We start from the raw sequence: 17,799 nt of genomic DNA, 5'->3' as shown, positions 1-17,799 counted from the left end.
CGTTGCGCCTGCGCCACCTGCGCGACGATTTGCGCCAGCACGGTGGCAGCACCAACCTTTTCCACACGCATGGTCAGCGCGCCTTGCTGGTTGACCGTGCCGCCGGTCAGCGGATCGCCCTGTGTTTTGCTCACCGGCATGGGTTCGCCGGTGAGCATGGATTCGTCGACCTGGCTGCTACCGCTCAGTACCACGCCGTCGACAGGTACTTTTTCACCGGGACGGATGCGCAGCTCATCGCCCACTTGTATTTCGTCCAGCGGCACATCGCGCTCTTCGCCGTGCGACATGCGCCGCGCCGTTTTCGGCACCAGCCCCAACAGCGCCTGCAGCGCTGCGCCGGTGCGGCGGCGTGCGCGCCATTCCAGGAAATCGCCCAGCGTCACCAAGGTGACGATCACCGCCGCGGATTCGAAATACACCCCGACGCGGCCGTGCGCATCGCGAAAGCCCGGCGGAAAAACCTGCGGCGCAAAAAACGCCAGCACGCTGTACAGCCACGCCACGCCCGTGCCCACGGCGATCAGCGTGTACATGTTCGGCTGCCACGGCTTGAGCGAACGCCAGCCGCGCGCGAAGAACGGCGCACCGCCCCATAGCACGACAATGCTGGCGAGCACAGCTTCCACCCATCCGCCCGCGGCAGATACATGCATGTCTGCATGCGGCAACATGGCCAGCAGGAATACGGGCAAGGTCAAGCCGACCAGCAGCCACAAGCGTCGCGACATGGCGCGCGCTTCGCCTTGGTCGTCGTGCTCCAGGCTCGGCATCAGCGGCTCCAGCGCCATGCCGCACTTCGGGCAATCGCCGGGATGATCCTGCTGCACTTCCGGATGCATCGGGCAGGTATAGATCGCGCCCGGCATGGCGGGCGCCGGGGCGGGCGCTTGCATCGGCGCCGCGGCTGCTTGCGCGTAATGATCGGGCTGCGCGTCGAACTTCGTCTTGCAGCCCGCGCAGCAGAAGTAGAACGTCTTGCCGGCATAGTCGCTGCGATGTTTTGCGTTGGCCGTCTGTACGCGCATCCCGCAGATCGGATCGCGCGCGGTGTCTTCTGCCTGGTGGCAGCACGAAGCTTGCGCGTTCATGCCTGCGGCTCCTCGTCAGTCAGCGCGCGCAGGATCGGGCAATGCTCCGGATCGCCATGGCCTGGGCAAGCCTCGATCAATTGCTGCAAGCCCGCGCGAATGCGCACGAGTTCGGCGATGCGCGCCTCGATGTCCGCCAACCGCTGCTCCGCGCGCTTGCGCACCGCCTTCACCCCGCCGCGGCGATCCGACGACAGCGCCAGCAGATCGCGGATTTCCTCCAGCGTAAAGCCGAGATCCTTGGCGCGGCGGATGAACCGCAAGCGCTTGATCGCCGATTCGTTATAGCTGCGGTAGCCGGAAGCACGGCGCAGCGGCTCGGGCAACAGCCCCTCACGCTCGTAATAGCGGATGGTGTCGATGGGAACGCCGGCGCGCTTGGCGACGGTACCGATGGTGAGGGAGGCGGCTGAGGTGCTCATGGGCAAAGTCTAGACCTTTGATCAAGGTCTAGAGTCAAGTGCTGGTGCCATTACACCCTTCAGAAATGAAAAATGGCGCGTTTTCTGCACGGCAACGCTGGGGTTCGCATGCGCTCACCGCCAACTACGCGCTTCGATTCCGTCATGGTTCGGAGCACTGAGCCTCCCCCTGCAAGCGCGAAGGCAGCCGATTTTCGTGCACCGCAAATCGATTCATTTTCCAGCCAGCTACCGCACGCGCATCCCTGTAACCTTGCCGCGCACTTCAGGGGTTACTCACACAACATGCATTCACCCGACGACGAACCACATACCCGCGCCTCGGTTCCGCTGGCACCCTCGCTCGACCCCACGCTGGCCGCCGCGCACATGCCGCGCCAGTTCCGGCCGCTGGATGGGAGGGTGTTGTGGATTGGCTTTGTCGCCATGCTGTTGGGCGGTGTGGTGGCGATCGTGGCCAAACTGCTGACGGCGCTGATCGGCCTGATCACCAATCTCGCCTTCTACGGACGCTGGAGCTACGACTTCAGCAGCCCCGCGGGCAATCACCTGGGTTTGTGGGTGATCGCGGTGCCGGCCATCGGCGGGCTGATCGTCGGCGTGATGGCGCGCTGGGGTTCGCGCGCGATTCGCGGGCACGGCATTCCCGAGGCAATGGAGCAGGTGCTGCTCAACGAAAGCCGTATCCCGCCACGCATCACCTGGCTGAAACCGGTGTCCTCGGCGATCGCCATCGGCACCGGCGGCCCGTTCGGCGCGGAAGGCCCGATCATCGCGACCGGCGGCGCGCTGGGTTCGTTGATTTCGCAACTGATGCACGTCACCGCCGACGAGCGCAAGACGCTGCTCGCCGCCGGTGCCGCAGCGGGCATGGCGGCGGTGTTCTCGGCGCCGATTTCGGCGGTGCTGCTGGCAATCGAACTCTTGCTGTTCGAACGCCGCGCACGCTCGCTGATTCCGGTGGCGCTGGCCGCCACCATCGGCACCGGCGTGCGCTACGTACTCGAAGGCAATGCGCCGATGTTCTCGATGCCCGTCGTGGCCACGCCTACCCTGCCCGCCATGGCGGCATACATCGTGCTGGGCGTACTGGTGGGCATCGTCAGCGTGTGGATCACCAAGCTCACCTACGCCATCGAGGATTGTTTCGAGAAACTGCCGATCCACTGGATGTGGTGGCCGGCACTGGGCGGCATCGTGGTCGGCGTGGTGGGTTACTACATGCCGCTTACGCTGGGCGTGGGCTACACCAACATTTCCGCCGTGCTGGGCGGCACTATCGGCCTTGGCGCCATGCTCGCGCTGTGCCTGCTGAAGCTGCTGTCGTGGTCGGTGGCGCTGGGCAGCGGCACATCGGGCGGCACATTGGCGCCGTTGTTCACCATCGGCGGCGCGATGGGTGGCGTATTCGGCATGCTGCTGGTCAACCTGGCGCCGTGGTTGCAGGTCGATCCGCATCTGGCCGCATTGGTATGCATGGCCGCGATCTTCGCCGGCGCATCGCGCGCGTTTCTCACTTCGGTGGTGTTTGCCTTCGAGACCACGCAGCAGCCGCACGGCTTGCTGCCCTTGCTCGGTGCTTGCGCAGCGGCTTATCTGGTTTCCGGTCTGCTGATGCGCAACACCATCATGACTGAGAAGATCGTGCGCCGTGGCGTGCGCGTACCTTCCGATTATGCGGCCGATTATCTGGACCAGATCTACGTACGCGATGCCTGCAGCCACGACGTGGTGAGCCTCAGGGGTGGGCAGACCATCGCGGACGTGCGCCAGTGGCTGGCTTCACAGGGAGCGAACACCAAGCACCAGGGTTTTCCCGTATTAGATGCGAACGACCAGGTGATGGGCGTGATCACGCGGCGCCAGCTTTACGATGCCAACATCGACGTCAACGTGTCCGTGCAGTCATTGATAAAAGTTGCACCGATCGTGGTGTGCGAAGACCACACCCTTCGCGAAGCCGCCGACCACATGGTGGAGCGGGAAGTCGGCCGGTTGGTAGTGGTGAGCAAGGAGCAACCGCACCGCATGGTCGGGATGATCACGCGTGGTGATTTGCTGGCTGCGCACGCGCAACGGTTGCGCGAGGCGCGGCATGCCTCACGGCATTTGGATCTGGGTATGAAGCCGGCCGCAAGATAATCAGCCTTGCGGGGGATGCGTAGGCTGGGATGAAATCCCAGCTTTATTCGGCATGGCGATGCTGGGATTTCATCCCAGCCTACGTCACACCAATGCATCATCCGCCGCGACGAAGCCGCCGGTTTGCCGCTGCCACAAGCGCGCATACAGGCCGCCGTGCGTAATCAGCTGCGCGTGAGTGCCGGTTTCCACCACCCTGCCCTTGTCCATCACCACCAGCCGATCCATGCGCGCAATGGTGGAAAGGCGGTGCGCGATGGCGATGACGGTCTTGCCTTCCATCAGCAGCTCCAGGCTTTCCTGGATGGCGGCTTCCACTTCCGAATCCAGCGCGGAGGTTGCCTCGTCCAGCACCAGGATCGGCGCGTCCTTCAGCAGCACGCGCGCGATCGCCACGCGCTGGCGCTGGCCGCCGGAGAGTTTGACGCCGCGCTCGCCGACCAGCGCTTCCAGCCCCAGCCGGCCTTCACCATCGACCAGGGTGGGAATGAACTCGTCAGCGCGCGCCTTGCGGATCGCATCGTTGAGCTGCGCCTCGGTAGCGTCCGGGCGCCCATACAGCAGGTTGTCGCGCACGGAGCGGTGCAGCAGTGACGTGTCTTGGGTGACCACGCCGATCTGCGAACGCAGGCTTTCCTGCGTGACCTGCGAGATATCGGTGCCATCGATCCGGATGTGACCGCCTTCCAGGTCGTACAGGCGCAGCAGCACGTTGACCAGGGTGGATTTACCCGCGCCGGAAGGGCCGACCAGGCCGATTTTTTCACCGGGACGCACCACCAGGTTCAGGCCGGAAATCACGCCGCCCTTCTTGCCGTAGTGAAAATGGATGTCCTCGAAACGCACTTCGCCGGCCACCACTTCCAGCGGCATCGCGCCTTCCTTGTCCTGCACGGCACGCGGCTGCGCGATGCTGGTGATGCCGTCCTGCACGGTGCCGATGTTTTCGAAGATGCCGTTCACCACCCACATGATCCAGCCGGACATGTTGTTGATGCGGATCACCAGGCCGGTCGACAGCGCAATCGCACCCACCGTCACCCTGCCCTGGCTCCACAGCCATACCGCCAGCGCCGAGGTGCCGACGATCAGAAAACCGTTGAGCGTGGTGATGGAAATGTCCATGCCGGTGGTGAGGCGCGTCATGCTGCGCAGCTTCCCGGTCTGCTCCGCCATCGCTTCGGCCACGTACGCTTCTTCGCGCCGCGTATGCGCAAACAACTTGAGCGTGAGGATGTTGCTGTAGCCGTCGACGATGCGGCCCATCAGTTTCGAACGCGCCTCGGAGGCCGCCCAGGAACGCTTGCGCGTACGCGGAATGAAGATGTACAGCGTGGCCACATAACCGACCAGCCACACCAGCAGCGGTGAAGCCAGCCACCAGTCGGCATGCGCGAACATCACCACCGCGCTGCCGTAGTAGATCGCCACGTACCAGATGGCATCCACGATCTGCACCGCCGACTCGCGCAGCGAGGCGCCCGTCTGCATGATGCGGTTGGCGATGCGGCCGGCGTAATCGTTCTGGAAGAAGCCAAGACTCTGGCGGATCACGTAGCGGTGGTTCTGCCAGCGGATGCGGTTGGTGAGGCTGGGCACGATCGCCTGGTTCACCAGCATGTCGTGCGCGCCGATGAAAATCGGACGCAACGCCAGCGCAACAAAGGCCATCCACGCCAGCTCGCGCCCATGGACCACGAAAAAGTCCTTGCCCGGCACGCCTTTGGCCATGTCGACGATGCGGCCGACGAAACCGAACAGCGACACCTCCACGATCGCCACGCCGAAACCCACCAGGATCGCGGCGACGAACACCGGCCACACCTGGCGCAGGTAAAACACGTAGAAACGCCCGACGGACTGGGGCGGCATCGTGTCCACCGGGTCCTTGAAGGCGTCGATGAAGGATTCGAACCAACGAAAGATCATGGCGCGGAGTCCATTTTGGCGAGCCAATGAGATGGGGGTCGAAGCGCGCACTATACAGGGGCGATCCGATCAGGCTAGCGATGCGGGAAACCAGCCTGAATGCTAACCCCACGTGAAACCCGCATCCATGAAGTAACAATTGACCGTCGGCGGCGCCATTCGGATGATGCCCGCCATGCCACATTCCCTTCGTAAGCTCATCGCCCCATGCCTGCTGGCCAGTTTGCTGCTCTTGGGCGCGCAGCCTGCCCTGGCGCAGAACACGCCGGATGCCGCCAATCCTCCCGCTGCCGCTGCGCAAGACCCGGCGCAGGCACTGGCCACCCTCAGCAAGCAGTTGGATGACATCAAGACCGCCTTCAACAGCAAGGGCGGCAACACGTCGTTGAACGATCTGCGCAATCAGGCCGGCGAGATCCAGCAACAAGCCGATCAATGGGTGCAGACGCTCACGCCCGAGCTGGAAAGTGTGCAAACGCGGTTGACCGTGCTCGGCCCCGCACCCGCAGCGGGCGCGCCGCCGGAAACGCCTGCGGTGAGTCAGCAGCGCCGCCAATTGGAGCGCAGCAAATCCAAGCTGGATGGACAGATCAAACAGGCGCAGCTGCTGAGCCAGGACGCGGTGAAATTCGCCTCGCAAGTGGTCGAGGCGCATAACGCGCAATTTCAGGCGCAACTCGGCTCGCGCACCCCTTCGCCCTTGGGTATCGCCTTCTGGCATGACCTGGAAAAAGCGTTTCCGGATGACGCCGCGCGCATCGGGCGCGTCAAGGATCTGCTGCTCGACGATGCCGCTATCGCCTGGCAACCGGACAACCGCCAACCGCTGCTGCTGTGCCTGATCGGCGCGTTGCTGCTGATCGTGCCTGGCCGCTGGCTGGCGGAGCGGCTGGCGCTGGCGATCGCCAGCCGCTACATGCCGGACGGACACCTGCGGCGCAGCGCGATGACGACCGTGTTCACGCTGACGGTGACCTTGTCGATCGGCTGGGCGGCGTGGCTGGTGTACCTGGGCTTCAACTGGAACGACACGCTGGACGACGAAGTACAGACCTTTGCGCAAGCACTCGTGCGCTCGGTGTTCTTCGCCGCCTTCGTGGCCGGACTGGGGCGCGCGCTGCTTTCGGTGCAGCGTCCCTCCTGGCGCCTGCCGCCGCTGACCAAGTTCACTGCACGCAGCCTGCGCTGGTTTCCGTGGCTGCTCGGCGGCGCCTTTCTGCTGCTGGGCCTGCTGGGGCGCTTGAACACGCTGGCGGGCGCCAGTTTGCCGGCCACTGTCTGCACGCGCGCCTTCCTCGCCTTGCTGATCACCGGCCTGGCAGGCGTCGCCCTGACGCGCGCCAAGCGCGCGCGCACCCTGCAGCGGCAGCAGGGCGAAAAACCGCCCCAGCACGCATTATGGGTCGGTGCGCTGTTCGGGCTGGCCATGCTCGGCGTGGTGGTGGCGTGGCTGGCCGTGCTGACCGGCTTCGTCGCGCTGGGCTTCTTCCTGTCGTGGCAGATGCTGTGGATCGGCATGATCGTGGCATCGCTGTACGTGCTGTCGCACTTGCAACGCGATTTGTTCTACACGCTGCTCAATCCGCACGGACGTAGCGGCCAGCGCCTGCAAGCCACCTTCAGCATCCAGGTGCATACGCTGGAACAGGCATCGACGGTGCTCTCAGCCATCGCCCAGATCCTGTTGCTGCTGGTGGCGGTGGGTACGCTGCTGGTGCCGTTCGGCGGCGGCCCGCAGGACATTTTTGCGCACATCGGCAACGTGTTCTCCAGCCTCAAGGTGGGCCAGCTCACCATCAAGCCGGGTGCGATCTTCAACGCGCTGCTGGTGTTCGCGCTGGGCATGGTGGCCGTGCGCATCGTGCGCAGGTGGCTGGCCGAGCAGCTGCTGCCCAAGACCACGCTCGACATCGGCATGCAGAACTCCCTGGTTACGCTGATCAATTACATCGCGGTGGTGATCGTGGTGGCGCTGGCGCTGCGCACCGCCGACGTCAGCCTGGAAAGCCTCACGTGGATCGCCAGTGCGCTATCGGTGGGCATCGGCTTCGGCCTGCAGGCGATCGTGTCGAATTTCATTTCCGGCCTGATCCTGCTTGCCGAACGTCCGGTGAAAGTGGGCGACTGGGTGAGCATGCCCGGCGTGGAAGGCGACATCCGCCGCATCAACGTGCGCGCCACCGAAATCCAGTTGAGCGACCGCTCCACCATGATCGTGCCCAACTCACAGTTCATCACGCAGAACCTGCGCAACGTCACGCACGGCAACGCCCTCGGCCGGGTGAAACTGAGCCTGCCGATGCCGCTGGATACCGATGCGGCAAAAGTGCGCGAGATCATGCTGGAAGCGCTGCATGCGAACGAATCCACCATGGATACGCCATCGCCGTCGGTCACGCTGGACGATGTCACCACTACGGCGATGACCTTCAGCGGCGTGGCCTACGTGCACAGTCCGCGCGAGGCATCCGCGGTGAAGAGCGCGTTGCTGTTCGACATTCTCGCCCGCCTGGCGAAAGCGCAGCTGCCGCTGTCGACGCCGCAGAGCATGATCGTGCGGAACCTGGGGCCGCTGGGCGAGGACAGTCCTGCGGCGCCGATGTAAGCATAAAAACGCAGGATAGGATGAAATCCCAGCATGCATTGCAAGGTGATGCTGGGTTTTCATCCCAGCCTACAAAGCTAAACAAGTTGCGCGAAACAAAAGGAATCTCATTCTTCTTGCAGCGATTTCCTCGTTATGAAACGATGTTCAAACCTTGCAAACAACTTTCACTACGACCTCAAACCAGTTTTCTTACGCACCGACTTAGCCTAGTCATCACTGCACTGCACTGCAAAAAAAGGGACGAAAAACATGCCGGAGATATGCAGATTTTTGGGCATCATCATTTACATGTACAGGGAAGTTGGAGGACGGCATCATTATCCACACGTGCATGCTCACTACGGCGGGAAGAAGGCCGTCTTCAACATCCTGACAGCTGAACTGATGGAAGGTGACTTCCCCAAGAAAGAGAAAAAATTGGTTGAGGCTTGGATTGAACTTAGAAAAACGGAGCTCCAGGCCAACTGGGGCAGACTGAACATTCCCTCCGGCACGCCAAGCTTCTTTAAAGTGGAACCGTTAAAGTGATTAGGAGGAAGCATGTCTGATCTTGAAAAATGGGTAATCAGAAGCTTCAAATTCGCTGGTGACTACGTCATCGAATTGACCTTTACGGATGGAAAGCAACAAACCATCGATTTCGAGCCCGTCATTGGAAAGGGCTGGATGGCCAGCCTGAAAGATCTAGCCTATTTCAGGAGCGTAAAGCTTAACGAAGGCGGCAACCTTGAATGGCCTGACGGACAGGATTTCAATCCTGAAGCCCTTTATGATTGGCCGAAATTCGAGCAAGCGTATATAGATGATATGAAGTCCATGTAGGTGTGGCCTTCGCCTTCTTGAGTTAAAGCTTCAAACGAGCACCATTTCGTCGCCGTCCGCCCCAAAGAGATCGCTCACATGGGCTTCCTGCGCATCGTCCCTGCCCCACCTCTCGCGGCCATCATCGAGGCCATGTGGGATTGGGACATGCCCGCCGATGCGTTCCGCTACGAACGCATCCTGCCCGGCCCGGGTGCCGGCTTGATCATCAACCTGCTCGAAGACGAAACCCGCGTCTACCAGGACGATGCGCAGCGCCATTGCATTCGCGCTTCGGGCAGCGTGATCGGCGGGCCGTACCGGCATAGCTGGATCATCGACAGCGCCGAGCAGGTGCGCGTGATGGGCGTGAATTTCCGTCCCGGCGGCGTGCATGCATTGCTTGGCATCGGCGCCGAAGAACTGGGCCTGCGGGATATCGATCTTGTGGATCTGTTCGGCGCCGACGCGCGCCGCTTGCGCCAGCGCCTGCTGGAAACCGCCTGCCCCAGGCAGCGGCTTGCGCGGCTGGGGCAATGGTTGCGCACGCTGTGCGAGGAACCGTCATGGGACGCCACCATCCTGCATGCGGTGGCGGCGCTGGCCCGCGTGCCGGACGTGCCAGGCATTGGCGCCTTGCAGCGGCAAAGCGGCTACTCGGCGCATCGCTTCGGCCTGCTGTTTCGGCGGCACGTGGGCATGACGGCAAAGCAATACGCGCGCCTGATGCGCTTTCGCGCGGTGGTAAGCATGGCGCATGGCGCCGGGCAACCGGACTGGGCGCAGATTGCGCTGGACGGCGGCTATTGCGACCAGGCGCACATGAGCCACGAATTCCGTCGCTTCGCCGGCATGTCGCCGAGCGAATTCACCGCCCGGCGCGGGCCTTACCTCAATCACGTGCCGCTCTGAGCGCCGTCAAAAAAATCTACAAGACGCCCGTGCGCGCTTGCATTAGCGTGAAGCGACTTCTCCTGGAGTGCCCATCATGTCCGCCCCGATCACCCACGGCAGCAGCATCATTCCCGGCATGCATTATCGCGACGCGCACGCGGCCATCGACTGGCTATGCAAAGCGTTCGGCTTCGAAAAACATGCCGTCTACGAGAACGAACAGGGGCGCGTGATGCACGCCCAGCTGGTGCACGGCCACGGCATGCTGATGTTGAGCGATGCCAGGCCGGAGGGTCCCGGCCGCCACATGGCGCAGCCCGATGAGATCGGCCGCCGCGAAACGCAGTGCGTGTACGTAGTGGTGAGCGACTGCAGGGCGCACTACGAGCGCGCGAAGGCGGCCGGCGCCGAGATCATCGAAGAATATGCAGAGAAGGATTATGGCGGTGCGGGTTATGCCTGCCGTGATCCACAGGGGCATCTGTGGTGGTTCGGCAGTTACGACCCCTGGCAGCCTGCGTAGAAGCGCAGCGCAACCCTCTCCTACGTCACGTAGGAGAGGGTGCGGATCATGGCGAGCAACGAAGCACTCGCCTCAGGAACACTTCTCGTTCTTCGCCGCGTGATACCCGGCGGCCTGCGCATCCGCCGCGCTCATGTACTTGCCTTGCTTGGTCTTGCCGTACCACTTGCTGCCTTCGCAGTGATAGGTCTTGGTCTTGGAACCGGTGTTCACCCATACCTGGCCAGCGCCGCCACCGGCTGCCGGTGTGGCTGCCGGTTCCGACTTGGCCATCGGCTGGGAAGCGGCGGCAGGTGCAGCGGCCGGCGTGCTGGAAGCCGCCGTCTTGCTGGCCGACTTGTCGATGCCCTTATGGCCATGGCAAGCGCCCTTGGTGGTGCTTACCGTCTGCGTGGTGCCGTCTTTGCAATGCACCGTCATGCTGCCCGCCGCGGCGGGAGCTTCTTGTGCGAAAACCGGCGCCGCCATCAGCGCGGCGGCGAGTACTGCGATCAACCCGAACGATTTCATGTGATTCCCTCCAGCTTTGACTTGCCCAACAGGAAGCGCCGTCCGTGATGAACGGGGTTCCCCTCTGTGCCGCTCCATGCGAAGACGACACCCCAAAGCGCCAGTCACCTACAGCGCCTGCGGCGGCAACTATGCCTGAAAACAAGTCAGCCAGCATGACAGCCGGCGCGCGCTATCGGCCCTGGTTTACCTTCAGTTTCGGCTGGGCTTCGGGCCTGGCCACCGCGTACATCGCCCAGCTGATCTGCTTGAACAAGCCGTAATGGTCGTCGCCCACCTGGTACAGATCGAAGTGCGTGCGGTTGGGGATGAAGCGGAAGTCGGTATGCGCACCGAGGCCATCCAGCACGGCCTTCAAACGATGTGCTGCGCCATCCAGATAGAACGTGTCGGCGGTCCCCACGTACAGATGGATTTTGCCGTCCAGGTCGGGCTTCAGCGCCGGCCAGTTGCTCTGCAGGCGATAGGCGATGTCGTAGTGATCGTGCCAATAGGCCACCACCTGCGGATCGACGTCGCCGGTGTCGCGATCGAACATCTGCTCCGGCCGGCCATCCTTGCCGCGCGGCGAGAACACCCATTCGAACGACGCCAGCTGTCCGCCGTATGGCCCCAGCACGCGCTCCATCTTGGCGAACTGCTCGAAGGTGCCGAGCACCTTGCCTTTGTCGCGCACCAGCGGCCATGGCGTGCCATCCGGCTTGTGATAGACGTTGGCGTGCGGCGCGTACAGGTCCGGGCCGGTGAAGTCATGGAAGTCGCTGGGATCCGGCGAGGTGGACCAGGTGCCGCCGAAGATTTTCGGATAGCGCGTCTGCAACCACAGCGTGGCCCAGCCGCCTGAAGAGTGACCGTTGAGGAAGCGGCCGTTGACGTCGGCGTCCATGTGGTACTTCGATTCCAGATAGGGAATCAGCTCGGTGGTCAGCGCCTGCCCCCACGGTCCGTTGTTCACCGAATCGGCGAACTCGTGCGTGCCGGTCGGACTGGATTCGTCCAGGAACACCCAGATCATCGGCGGCATCTGGCCGCTGCTCATGCCCGCTTCGATATACGCCATCGGCCGCAGCAGGCGATCCTTGTTGCCGGTAAAGCCGTGCGTGAAATACACGGTGGGGTAACGCTTGGCGGAAGCCGGGTCATACCCCGGCGGCAGCACCACGTAGCCGTACATATGGATGTCACGTCCCCAAAACTGCGACAGCACAGGGCTCACGAAATCGATCGGCTGCGCTTGCTGATGCACCACCTTCGCCGCTTCGCGCAAGTTGGCGGGTGCGGAATCGGGCAGCGTCCATGGGTCCTGCGCCGGCACGGTCGCATCCAGCGTGATGGTGGGGATGCCGGTGGCCGGCAGGTGGACGGTCTGTACGGCGCTGATCAGGTCACCGGCATCGCGCCCCAGGTAGTTGTAGTTGTGATGCACATCCAGCACGGCCTGCACCACGTAGTCGCCGGCGGGAAGCTTGGACCAAGCATCGGGAAAAGCACGCATGTCCGCGTCGATGTCGATCGTCTGGCCGGGTGCGAGCCGATCGACTTCCTGCGCGGCGATGGCCACTTGCGTGGGATGGAACGGATTGGCATCCACTTCCGTCACCTTGCCGTCTTTGGCGTCGGCCTTGGCGACGTTGGCATCTTGTGCGAACAGCAGCAGGCGCCCGGAGACGGGCTGCGTTTCCTGGCTGGCAAGCTGGATGTGGAAGAAGCGATGCGCCGACGCAACCGGTGCGGCGGGCTGGGAGCAGGCCGCCAGCAAGCCAAGGCTCAGTAGTGCAACGAGAACAAAGGGACGTGAACGCATGCATGCCTCCCGTTAGGTAATGCGTAGGCTGGGATGCAATCCCAGCATCAAAAGCCGTTAGTCGGCGAGATCGCTAGTCCGCCTGCACCGGCGTCAAGCGCAGATCCTGAAAATCGAAACTGAAATCCGTCAGCGGCGAAATCGGCGCCATGCGCACTTCGCGCACGCGGCCGTCTACATCCAGCGCAAAGTTCACGAAGGCATCCGCATTCAAGGCGCGATCGTCCCAGCGCACGATAAAGCTGTCGTGCTGCCACGGCGTCATCGTTCCAACCAATTGCCGGGTCTTGCTGAAACGCAGGCGCAGCTTGCCGCCTTCCATGCTGATGATGACGTCGCCATACCACGGATCGCGATAGGTGCCGGCATAGCTCGCCAGCGGCAGTGACGGTTTGCTCTTCGCATCGCGCGCCGCTTCGTGCTTGTTCCAGCTTTCGTCCGCGTTACCTTGCGCATGCTTAACCGCCTTGTCGTACACCGCCACCCAATCGGTCTTGTTGCCCGGATGGAGATAGGCATCCAGCACGCGATAGGTGACGGCATTGAACGCCGCACCGGACTCCTGGTTGGTCAACACCACCACGCCGAGTTTCAAGCCCGGCACCAGGGTGACGCGCGACACCATGCCCGGCCAGCCACCGGTGTGCCATACCAGCTTCTGGCCGTGGTAATCGCTCAGGAACCAGCCTTCACCGTAGCCGAAGAAATTCGGCAGCAAAGGCTTCAATTCGGGGATCGGCGGATCGCTCACCGGAATCGGCGTGAGCATCGTCCACATCTGGTTCTGGCTGTCCTGCGAGAACAGACGGCGCGGCTTGCCATCGCTGTCTACACCGGGAAGCTCGCCGCCGTTGAGCTGCACGTTCATCCATTTCGCCATGTCGTGCACACTCGCGTAGATGCCGCCGGCGCCCGGATTATTGGTCCACGCCATCGGCGGCACCGGTTTCAGATCCTTGAAGTTGTACAGCGCGTGGCCGGTGGCGACATCCATGCCGGGCTTCAAATAGGTCATGTCGACCAGCGATTCATCCATGCCCACCGGCTTGAAGATGTGTTCGCGAATGAAATCGGCATAGCGCTGCCCGGAGACGTTTTCGATCACCAGCGTGGCGACGGCGAACAGGATGTTGTCGTAGGCGTAGTGGCTGCGGAAACCGTTGGCGATCGGAACCTTCGCCAGGTGCTGCACCACTTGCTTGGTGGTATAGCTGGTCGGCGGCCAGTACAGCAGGTCGCCCGCGCCCAGGCTCAAGCCGCTGCGATGCGCCAGCAGGTCGCGCACGCGCATGTCGTGCGTCACGTAGGGGTCGGACATCTGGAACCACGGCAGGTAATCGGTCACCCGGCCGTCCATGTCCAGCTTCTTCTGTTCGGCCAGCATCTGCAGCGATGCCGCGGTGAACGCCTTGGTGTTGGAGGCGATGGCGAACAGCGTATGCGCGTCCACCTTGTCCGGCTTGCCGATCTCGCGCAGGCCGTAGCCTTGTTCCAGCACCACCTTACCGTCCTTGACGATCGCCACCGCGATGCCCGGCACGTTGAAGGTCTTGCGGGCGCTGTCCACGTAGGCGCCGAAGTCTTGCAGCATCGGCGGGAGCGTCGATGCTGCGGTATCCATTGTCGTTGCAGGCGGCGCTTCGCCAGGCCACGCCGGCGTGGCAGCGGCGAGAGCCAGCACCATGCAACTGGCGGTCACGCGCAGGGACAAGGAAGGAAGGGACATGACGGCTCCGCAAAAAATAAAGCCGCAGTCTAGCTTGCCCACCCTCCTTCGGCGGTGCGCCGAAGGTCATGCAGGTTCGGGCGGACTCCCGGCATGGGCATGCATGGCGATGCTGCAGCCCGCTCCGGAAGCCGTTACCCCGGCGAAAGCCGGGGCCTAGTGACGTGGCTCCCGGTGTGCGCCGGGAGCGGATGAAAAGTCGTCGAGCCCCGGCTTTCGCCGAGGTGACAAACCAGAAAGTACGTGGAGCTTTTTTAATTGCAGACCTGCATCACCGTGCGTGATGCGCATGCAGCCACGGCCCCAGCGACACGTACCAGATGTTGTCGTTGCCGTTGTCCCAGCTCTCCATCCGCGCCAGTGCCGCCCTGGCCTGCTCCTGGGTAAGCGGGAAGCTCAGCTCCGTGCGCCGGTCGCTCGTGTAGTAAAGCGTGCGCCGATCCGGCGCGATATGCGCGCCCCATTGACTCCACTTGCCCGGCTTGCCATTGATGGTTTCACCCAGGTCGATCGGCTTGCCCCAATGATCGCCTTCGCGGAAGGCGATATAGAAATCGCCCATGTCACCGGCTTTGGCATCCTCGCTCAGGTTGAAGACCATGAACGATTGATCGGGTGCAATCGCCGGGTCATGGGTGGACGCCGACGGATCACCCACGGCCACCCATGCAGCGGGCTGATAAGCGCCATGCACGAACGGCGAGCGGTAGATATGGAACACGCCCTGCTCATCCGGATGAATGAAATACAGGCTGCCATCCGCGGCGATGCTCGGTGCATAGGTGCGGTCACTGGCGTTGACGTTATCGGGCAGATGCACCGGCGCGCCCCAGCCGTCACCGTTGCGATCCACGCGCCACAAATGACCGCCGCGCCCTGGAAAAACCTTGCCATGCACGGTCGCCGCCAATGCCTCGGCACCCGGCTTTGCCGGCCGGTTGGATACAAACACGAGATACGAACCATCCGGCGACATGGTCGGATCGTGATCGAGCCATTGCCCGGAGAAAGGCGCGATCGCCGGCTTGGACCATGCACCGTGTTCGCGATGCGACACCAGGATCATGGAACCGACATCGAAATACACCGTGTTGCCATCCGGCGTAAACGCCGGACACGCTTCGCCGGCCGGCCCCGAAATTACGCCGGGCGCAAACACCTGGGGTTGCGCCATGGGAACGTCTGCGGCAAACAACGAAGACACTGCACCGAACAAACCGACTGCGATCATCCAGCTCAAAGGCTTGCGGATCATGGCCGTGTTTTTCCTTGGGATGGGTAGGCGCTATATAGGCCCAGGCATAGGCCGCCGCATGTCCTTAAAGTCATTGCATCGAACAGGCAGGCCGACCCGCAACGCACTACACTGCGCGGATCGCCAACAAGGAGCCCGCGGTGTCTCTGTCTCGCTTCATCCCCCTGGTGCTGCTCGCTGCGTTGATCGCTGCGATCGTGTTCTGGAACCGGCACCCGGCACCGCCGGCCAGCATGGAATCGCACGGCAACGTCGCGCTGCCGGCGGTGGCCCACGACAACTGCCCAGCCGCGCGCAGCAACCTGCCGGGCTTCATGCCGCCGGAAGCCTGCGTGACGCTCACAGCCATTCTGCAAGGCGGTCCGTTTCCGTATGCGCAGGACGGTGTGGTGTTCGGTAATTACGAAGGCTTGCTGCCGCAGCAGCCGCGCGGCTATTACCACGAATACACCGTCGCCACGCCGGGCGCGCGCGACCGCGGCGCACGGCGCATCATTACCGGCGGCACGCCACCCAAGGCGTTCTATTACACCGACGATCATTACCGCAGCTTCAAGCCGTTCCAGGTGAACCGATGAGCGCAGAAGGCGCCCTGGATCTCACCCAGGCGAACGACGGCGGCGTGTATTTCGTCGACGCGGCCGACTTCGATGCACTGGTTGCCGCGGCCGAGCAAGGCCAGCTTTATGTGTGCCGCGCCGACCTCGCCGGCTGCCACGACAAAGGCGAACTATTGCGCCGCCTGGCCGCCGTGCTCAACGTACCCAGCGGCTTCGGCCAGAACTGGGACGCGTTGCTGGATACGCTGCGCGACCTGGAATGGCTGCATGGCGCAGGTCATGTGTTGCTGCTCGATCACGCCAGCGAGCTGCGTGCGGCGGTGCCCAAGGATTTCGATACCCTGCTGGCGATCCTGCACGAGTCGGCCCGCTTCGCCATCGATCAGCATCGTCCGTTCTTTGCGTTTCTCAGCCTGCCCGAACATCCCATGGCCTTGCCCTCGCACCGATGACCCAACGCATTGCATTCGAACTCGACCGCGAATACGTGGAACTCAACCAATTGCTGAAGCTGACCGGGCTGTGCGACAGCGGCGGCCAAGGCAAGCAGATCGTCGCCAGCGGCGCGGTGTATGTCGATGGGCAACAGGAGCTGCGCAAGACCTGCAAGATCCACGCGGGGCAGATCGTGCAGATCGACGATGTCGAGATACATGTGGTGGCGATGTAGGCTGGGATGCAATCCCAGCATCGCCATGCATGATCACGCTGGGATTGCATCCCAGCCTATGAATGGCAGCGGCACGGTGTAACCGCATAAGGCATGCAAGCGAATAGCAAACAGGTCCCCACGGAAGCCACGCCATGCAAACCCGTCGTTTCGCCGCCCTCTTTGCCCTGCTCAGCCTGACCGCCTGCGCCGCCTCGGCCAGCAACGCGCCCTTCCCCAACCCTGCTTACGACGAACCCAAGACCACCGCACACGCCACCGAAACCGCGGTGCTGGCGGGCGGCTGCTTCTGGGGCATGCAATCGGTGTTCGAGCACGTGCGCGGCGTGCGGCAAGTATGGGCCGGCTACAGCGGCGGCAACGCCAGCACCGCCCAATACGATACGGTCAGCGAAGGCAATACCGGCCATGCCGAATCGGTGAAGATAACGTTCGATCCGGCCGTGCTCAGCTACGGGCAATTGCTGAAGATCTATTTCGCCGTTGCACACGACCCGACCACGCTCGATCGGCAGGGACCGGATGCCGGCACGCAATACCGCTCGGAAATCTTCTACGCCAGTCCGGAACAGAAAAAGATTGCCGACGCCTATATCGCACAGCTCGATACAGCCAAGGCGTTCGACGACCGCATCGTGACGCTGGTGCAGCCGCTGACGGGTTTCTATCCCGCCGAGGATTACCACCAGGATTACGCACGCAAGCACCCCAATAACCCGTACATCGTCATCAACGATGCACCGAAGGTGGCGCACCTGAAGCAGGCGTTTCCGGGGATGTATCAGGAGGAGCAGATGGTTGTTGATGTGAGGCTTTGAGTGGAGGGAATCGTCAATCGTGAATCGTTAAAAGCGGCCCCCGAAG

Annotated in this window: 17 protein-coding genes; 10 read left to right on the top strand and 7 right to left on the bottom strand. The window is 62.9% G+C overall.

The genetic code is table 11. The features are described 5' to 3' along the window. On the bottom strand, positions 1 to 1,028 hold a 1,028-nt coding region (locus tag VMA74_RS01045), incomplete at its 3' end, for an HAD-IC family P-type ATPase (RefSeq protein WP_414649535.1). Positions 1,029 to 1,087: 59 nt separating this feature from the next. Further along, the gene (locus VMA74_RS01040; RefSeq protein WP_325363932.1) at positions 1,088 to 1,513 is read right to left on the bottom strand and encodes a heavy metal-responsive transcriptional regulator; all 426 of its coding nucleotides are present in this window, start codon (positions 1,511 to 1,513) and stop codon (positions 1,088 to 1,090) included. Positions 1,514 to 1,882: 369 nt separating this feature from the next. Here VMA74_RS01040 and VMA74_RS01035 point away from each other — a divergent pair, with 369 nt between their 5' ends. After that, positions 1,883 to 3,655, top strand: coding sequence for a chloride channel protein (locus VMA74_RS01035; protein WP_414649534.1), 1,773 nt, complete (start codon positions 1,883 to 1,885; stop codon positions 3,653 to 3,655). An 84-nt stretch (positions 3,656 to 3,739) separates the two neighbouring features. Here the strand turns inward: VMA74_RS01035 and VMA74_RS01030 are convergent, their stop codons facing one another. Beyond that, a complete protein-coding gene (locus VMA74_RS01030) occupies positions 3,740 to 5,581 on the bottom strand; it encodes an ABC transporter ATP-binding protein (RefSeq protein WP_325363939.1) in 1,842 nt (613 codons plus the stop codon). 178 nt (positions 5,582 to 5,759) lie between these two features. Here VMA74_RS01030 and VMA74_RS01025 point away from each other — a divergent pair, with 178 nt between their 5' ends. The 5 genes from VMA74_RS01025 (at position 5,760) to VMA74_RS01005 (ending at position 10,410) form a co-directional block, all read left to right on the top strand. Beyond that, on the top strand, positions 5,760 to 8,189 hold the full coding sequence (locus VMA74_RS01025) for a DUF3772 domain-containing protein (protein ID WP_325363928.1): 2,430 nt from the start codon (positions 5,760 to 5,762) through the stop codon (positions 8,187 to 8,189). Between the two features lie 273 nt (positions 8,190 to 8,462). Then, the gene (locus VMA74_RS01020; protein WP_325363926.1) at positions 8,463 to 8,720 is read left to right on the top strand and encodes a DUF4160 domain-containing protein; all 258 of its coding nucleotides are present in this window, start codon (positions 8,463 to 8,465) and stop codon (positions 8,718 to 8,720) included. Between the two features lie 12 nt (positions 8,721 to 8,732). After that, positions 8,733 to 9,014, top strand: a complete 282-nt coding sequence (locus tag VMA74_RS01015) for a DUF2442 domain-containing protein (protein ID WP_325363924.1) — start codon at positions 8,733 to 8,735, stop codon at positions 9,012 to 9,014. A 78-nt stretch (positions 9,015 to 9,092) separates the two neighbouring features. Then, entirely contained in the window at positions 9,093 to 9,905 is an 813-nt protein-coding gene (locus VMA74_RS01010) for a helix-turn-helix domain-containing protein (protein WP_325363922.1), read from the top strand. 76 nt (positions 9,906 to 9,981) lie between these two features. After that, on the top strand, positions 9,982 to 10,410 hold the full coding sequence (locus VMA74_RS01005; protein WP_325363920.1) for a VOC family protein: 429 nt from the start codon (positions 9,982 to 9,984) through the stop codon (positions 10,408 to 10,410). 72 nt (positions 10,411 to 10,482) lie between these two features. Here the strand turns inward: VMA74_RS01005 and VMA74_RS01000 are convergent, their stop codons facing one another. The 4 genes from VMA74_RS01000 to VMA74_RS00985 form a co-directional block, all read right to left on the bottom strand. Then, a complete protein-coding gene (locus VMA74_RS01000; protein ID WP_325363918.1) occupies positions 10,483 to 10,920 on the bottom strand; it encodes a hypothetical protein in 438 nt (145 codons plus the stop codon). A 172-nt stretch (positions 10,921 to 11,092) separates the two neighbouring features. Next, complete coding sequence (locus tag VMA74_RS00995) at positions 11,093 to 12,724, bottom strand: alpha/beta hydrolase (RefSeq protein ID WP_325363916.1); 1,632 nt, start codon at positions 12,722 to 12,724, stop codon at positions 11,093 to 11,095. Between the two features lie 73 nt (positions 12,725 to 12,797). Then, positions 12,798 to 14,450 carry a serine hydrolase gene (locus tag VMA74_RS00990; protein WP_414649533.1) on the bottom strand — a complete coding sequence of 551 codons (1,653 nt, stop codon included), beginning with the start codon at positions 14,448 to 14,450 and terminating at the stop codon, positions 12,798 to 12,800. Between the two features lie 271 nt (positions 14,451 to 14,721). Beyond that, complete coding sequence (locus VMA74_RS00985) at positions 14,722 to 15,705, bottom strand: hypothetical protein (protein WP_325363914.1); 984 nt, start codon at positions 15,703 to 15,705, stop codon at positions 14,722 to 14,724. 146 nt (positions 15,706 to 15,851) lie between these two features. On the opposite strand from VMA74_RS00985, the gene VMA74_RS00980 reads away from it, so the two are divergent. The 4 genes from VMA74_RS00980 to msrA all read left to right on the top strand — a co-directional run bounded on the left by VMA74_RS00980 (position 15,852) and on the right by msrA (position 17,753). Beyond that, entirely contained in the window at positions 15,852 to 16,283 is a 432-nt protein-coding gene (locus VMA74_RS00980) for a ribonuclease domain-containing protein (RefSeq protein WP_325363935.1), read from the top strand. Further along, positions 16,280 to 16,717 carry a barstar family protein gene (locus tag VMA74_RS00975; RefSeq protein WP_325363912.1) on the top strand — a complete coding sequence of 146 codons (438 nt, stop codon included), beginning with the start codon at positions 16,280 to 16,282 and terminating at the stop codon, positions 16,715 to 16,717. The genes VMA74_RS00980 and VMA74_RS00975 overlap by 4 nt, the downstream gene beginning before the upstream one ends. Then, the gene (locus tag VMA74_RS00970; RefSeq protein WP_325363910.1) at positions 16,714 to 16,935 is read left to right on the top strand and encodes an RNA-binding S4 domain-containing protein; all 222 of its coding nucleotides are present in this window, start codon (positions 16,714 to 16,716) and stop codon (positions 16,933 to 16,935) included. The genes VMA74_RS00975 and VMA74_RS00970 overlap by 4 nt, the downstream gene beginning before the upstream one ends. A gap of 134 nt (positions 16,936 to 17,069) precedes the next feature. Then, positions 17,070 to 17,753 carry a peptide-methionine (S)-S-oxide reductase MsrA gene (gene msrA / locus VMA74_RS00965; protein WP_325363908.1) on the top strand — a complete coding sequence of 228 codons (684 nt, stop codon included), beginning with the start codon at positions 17,070 to 17,072 and terminating at the stop codon, positions 17,751 to 17,753. Positions 17,754 to 17,799 lie beyond the last annotated feature (46 nt).

This window comes from Dyella sp. (assembly GCF_035508675.1).
Lineage (GTDB): Bacteria > Pseudomonadota > Gammaproteobacteria > Xanthomonadales > Rhodanobacteraceae > Dyella_B.
Note: the sequence above shows the minus strand (reverse complement) of the source record. Positions and strands in the feature narration are given on the sequence as shown.

Coding starts and splice junctions, on each gene's coding strand:
- VMA74_RS01040 (WP_325363932.1), bottom strand. CDS start 1,513: ATGAGCACCTCAGCCGCCTCCCTCACCATCGGTACCGTCGCCAAGCGC.
- VMA74_RS01035 (WP_414649534.1), top strand. CDS start 1,883: ATGCCGCGCCAGTTCCGGCCGCTGGATGGGAGGGTGTTGTGGATTGGC.
- VMA74_RS01025 (WP_325363928.1), top strand. CDS start 5,760: ATGCCACATTCCCTTCGTAAGCTCATCGCCCCATGCCTGCTGGCCAGT.
- VMA74_RS01015 (WP_325363924.1), top strand. CDS start 8,733: ATGTCTGATCTTGAAAAATGGGTAATCAGAAGCTTCAAATTCGCTGGT.
- VMA74_RS01010 (WP_325363922.1), top strand. CDS start 9,093: ATGGGCTTCCTGCGCATCGTCCCTGCCCCACCTCTCGCGGCCATCATC.
- VMA74_RS01005 (WP_325363920.1), top strand. CDS start 9,982: ATGTCCGCCCCGATCACCCACGGCAGCAGCATCATTCCCGGCATGCAT.
- VMA74_RS01000 (WP_325363918.1), bottom strand. CDS start 10,920: ATGAAATCGTTCGGGTTGATCGCAGTACTCGCCGCCGCGCTGATGGCG.
- VMA74_RS00995 (WP_325363916.1), bottom strand. CDS start 12,724: ATGCGTTCACGTCCCTTTGTTCTCGTTGCACTACTGAGCCTTGGCTTG.
- VMA74_RS00990 (WP_414649533.1), bottom strand. CDS start 14,450: ATGTCCCTTCCTTCCTTGTCCCTGCGCGTGACCGCCAGTTGCATGGTG.
- VMA74_RS00985 (WP_325363914.1), bottom strand. CDS start 15,705: ATGATCCGCAAGCCTTTGAGCTGGATGATCGCAGTCGGTTTGTTCGGT.
- VMA74_RS00975 (WP_325363912.1), top strand. CDS start 16,280: ATGAGCGCAGAAGGCGCCCTGGATCTCACCCAGGCGAACGACGGCGGC.
- VMA74_RS00970 (WP_325363910.1), top strand. CDS start 16,714: ATGACCCAACGCATTGCATTCGAACTCGACCGCGAATACGTGGAACTC.
- msrA (WP_325363908.1), top strand. CDS start 17,070: ATGCAAACCCGTCGTTTCGCCGCCCTCTTTGCCCTGCTCAGCCTGACC.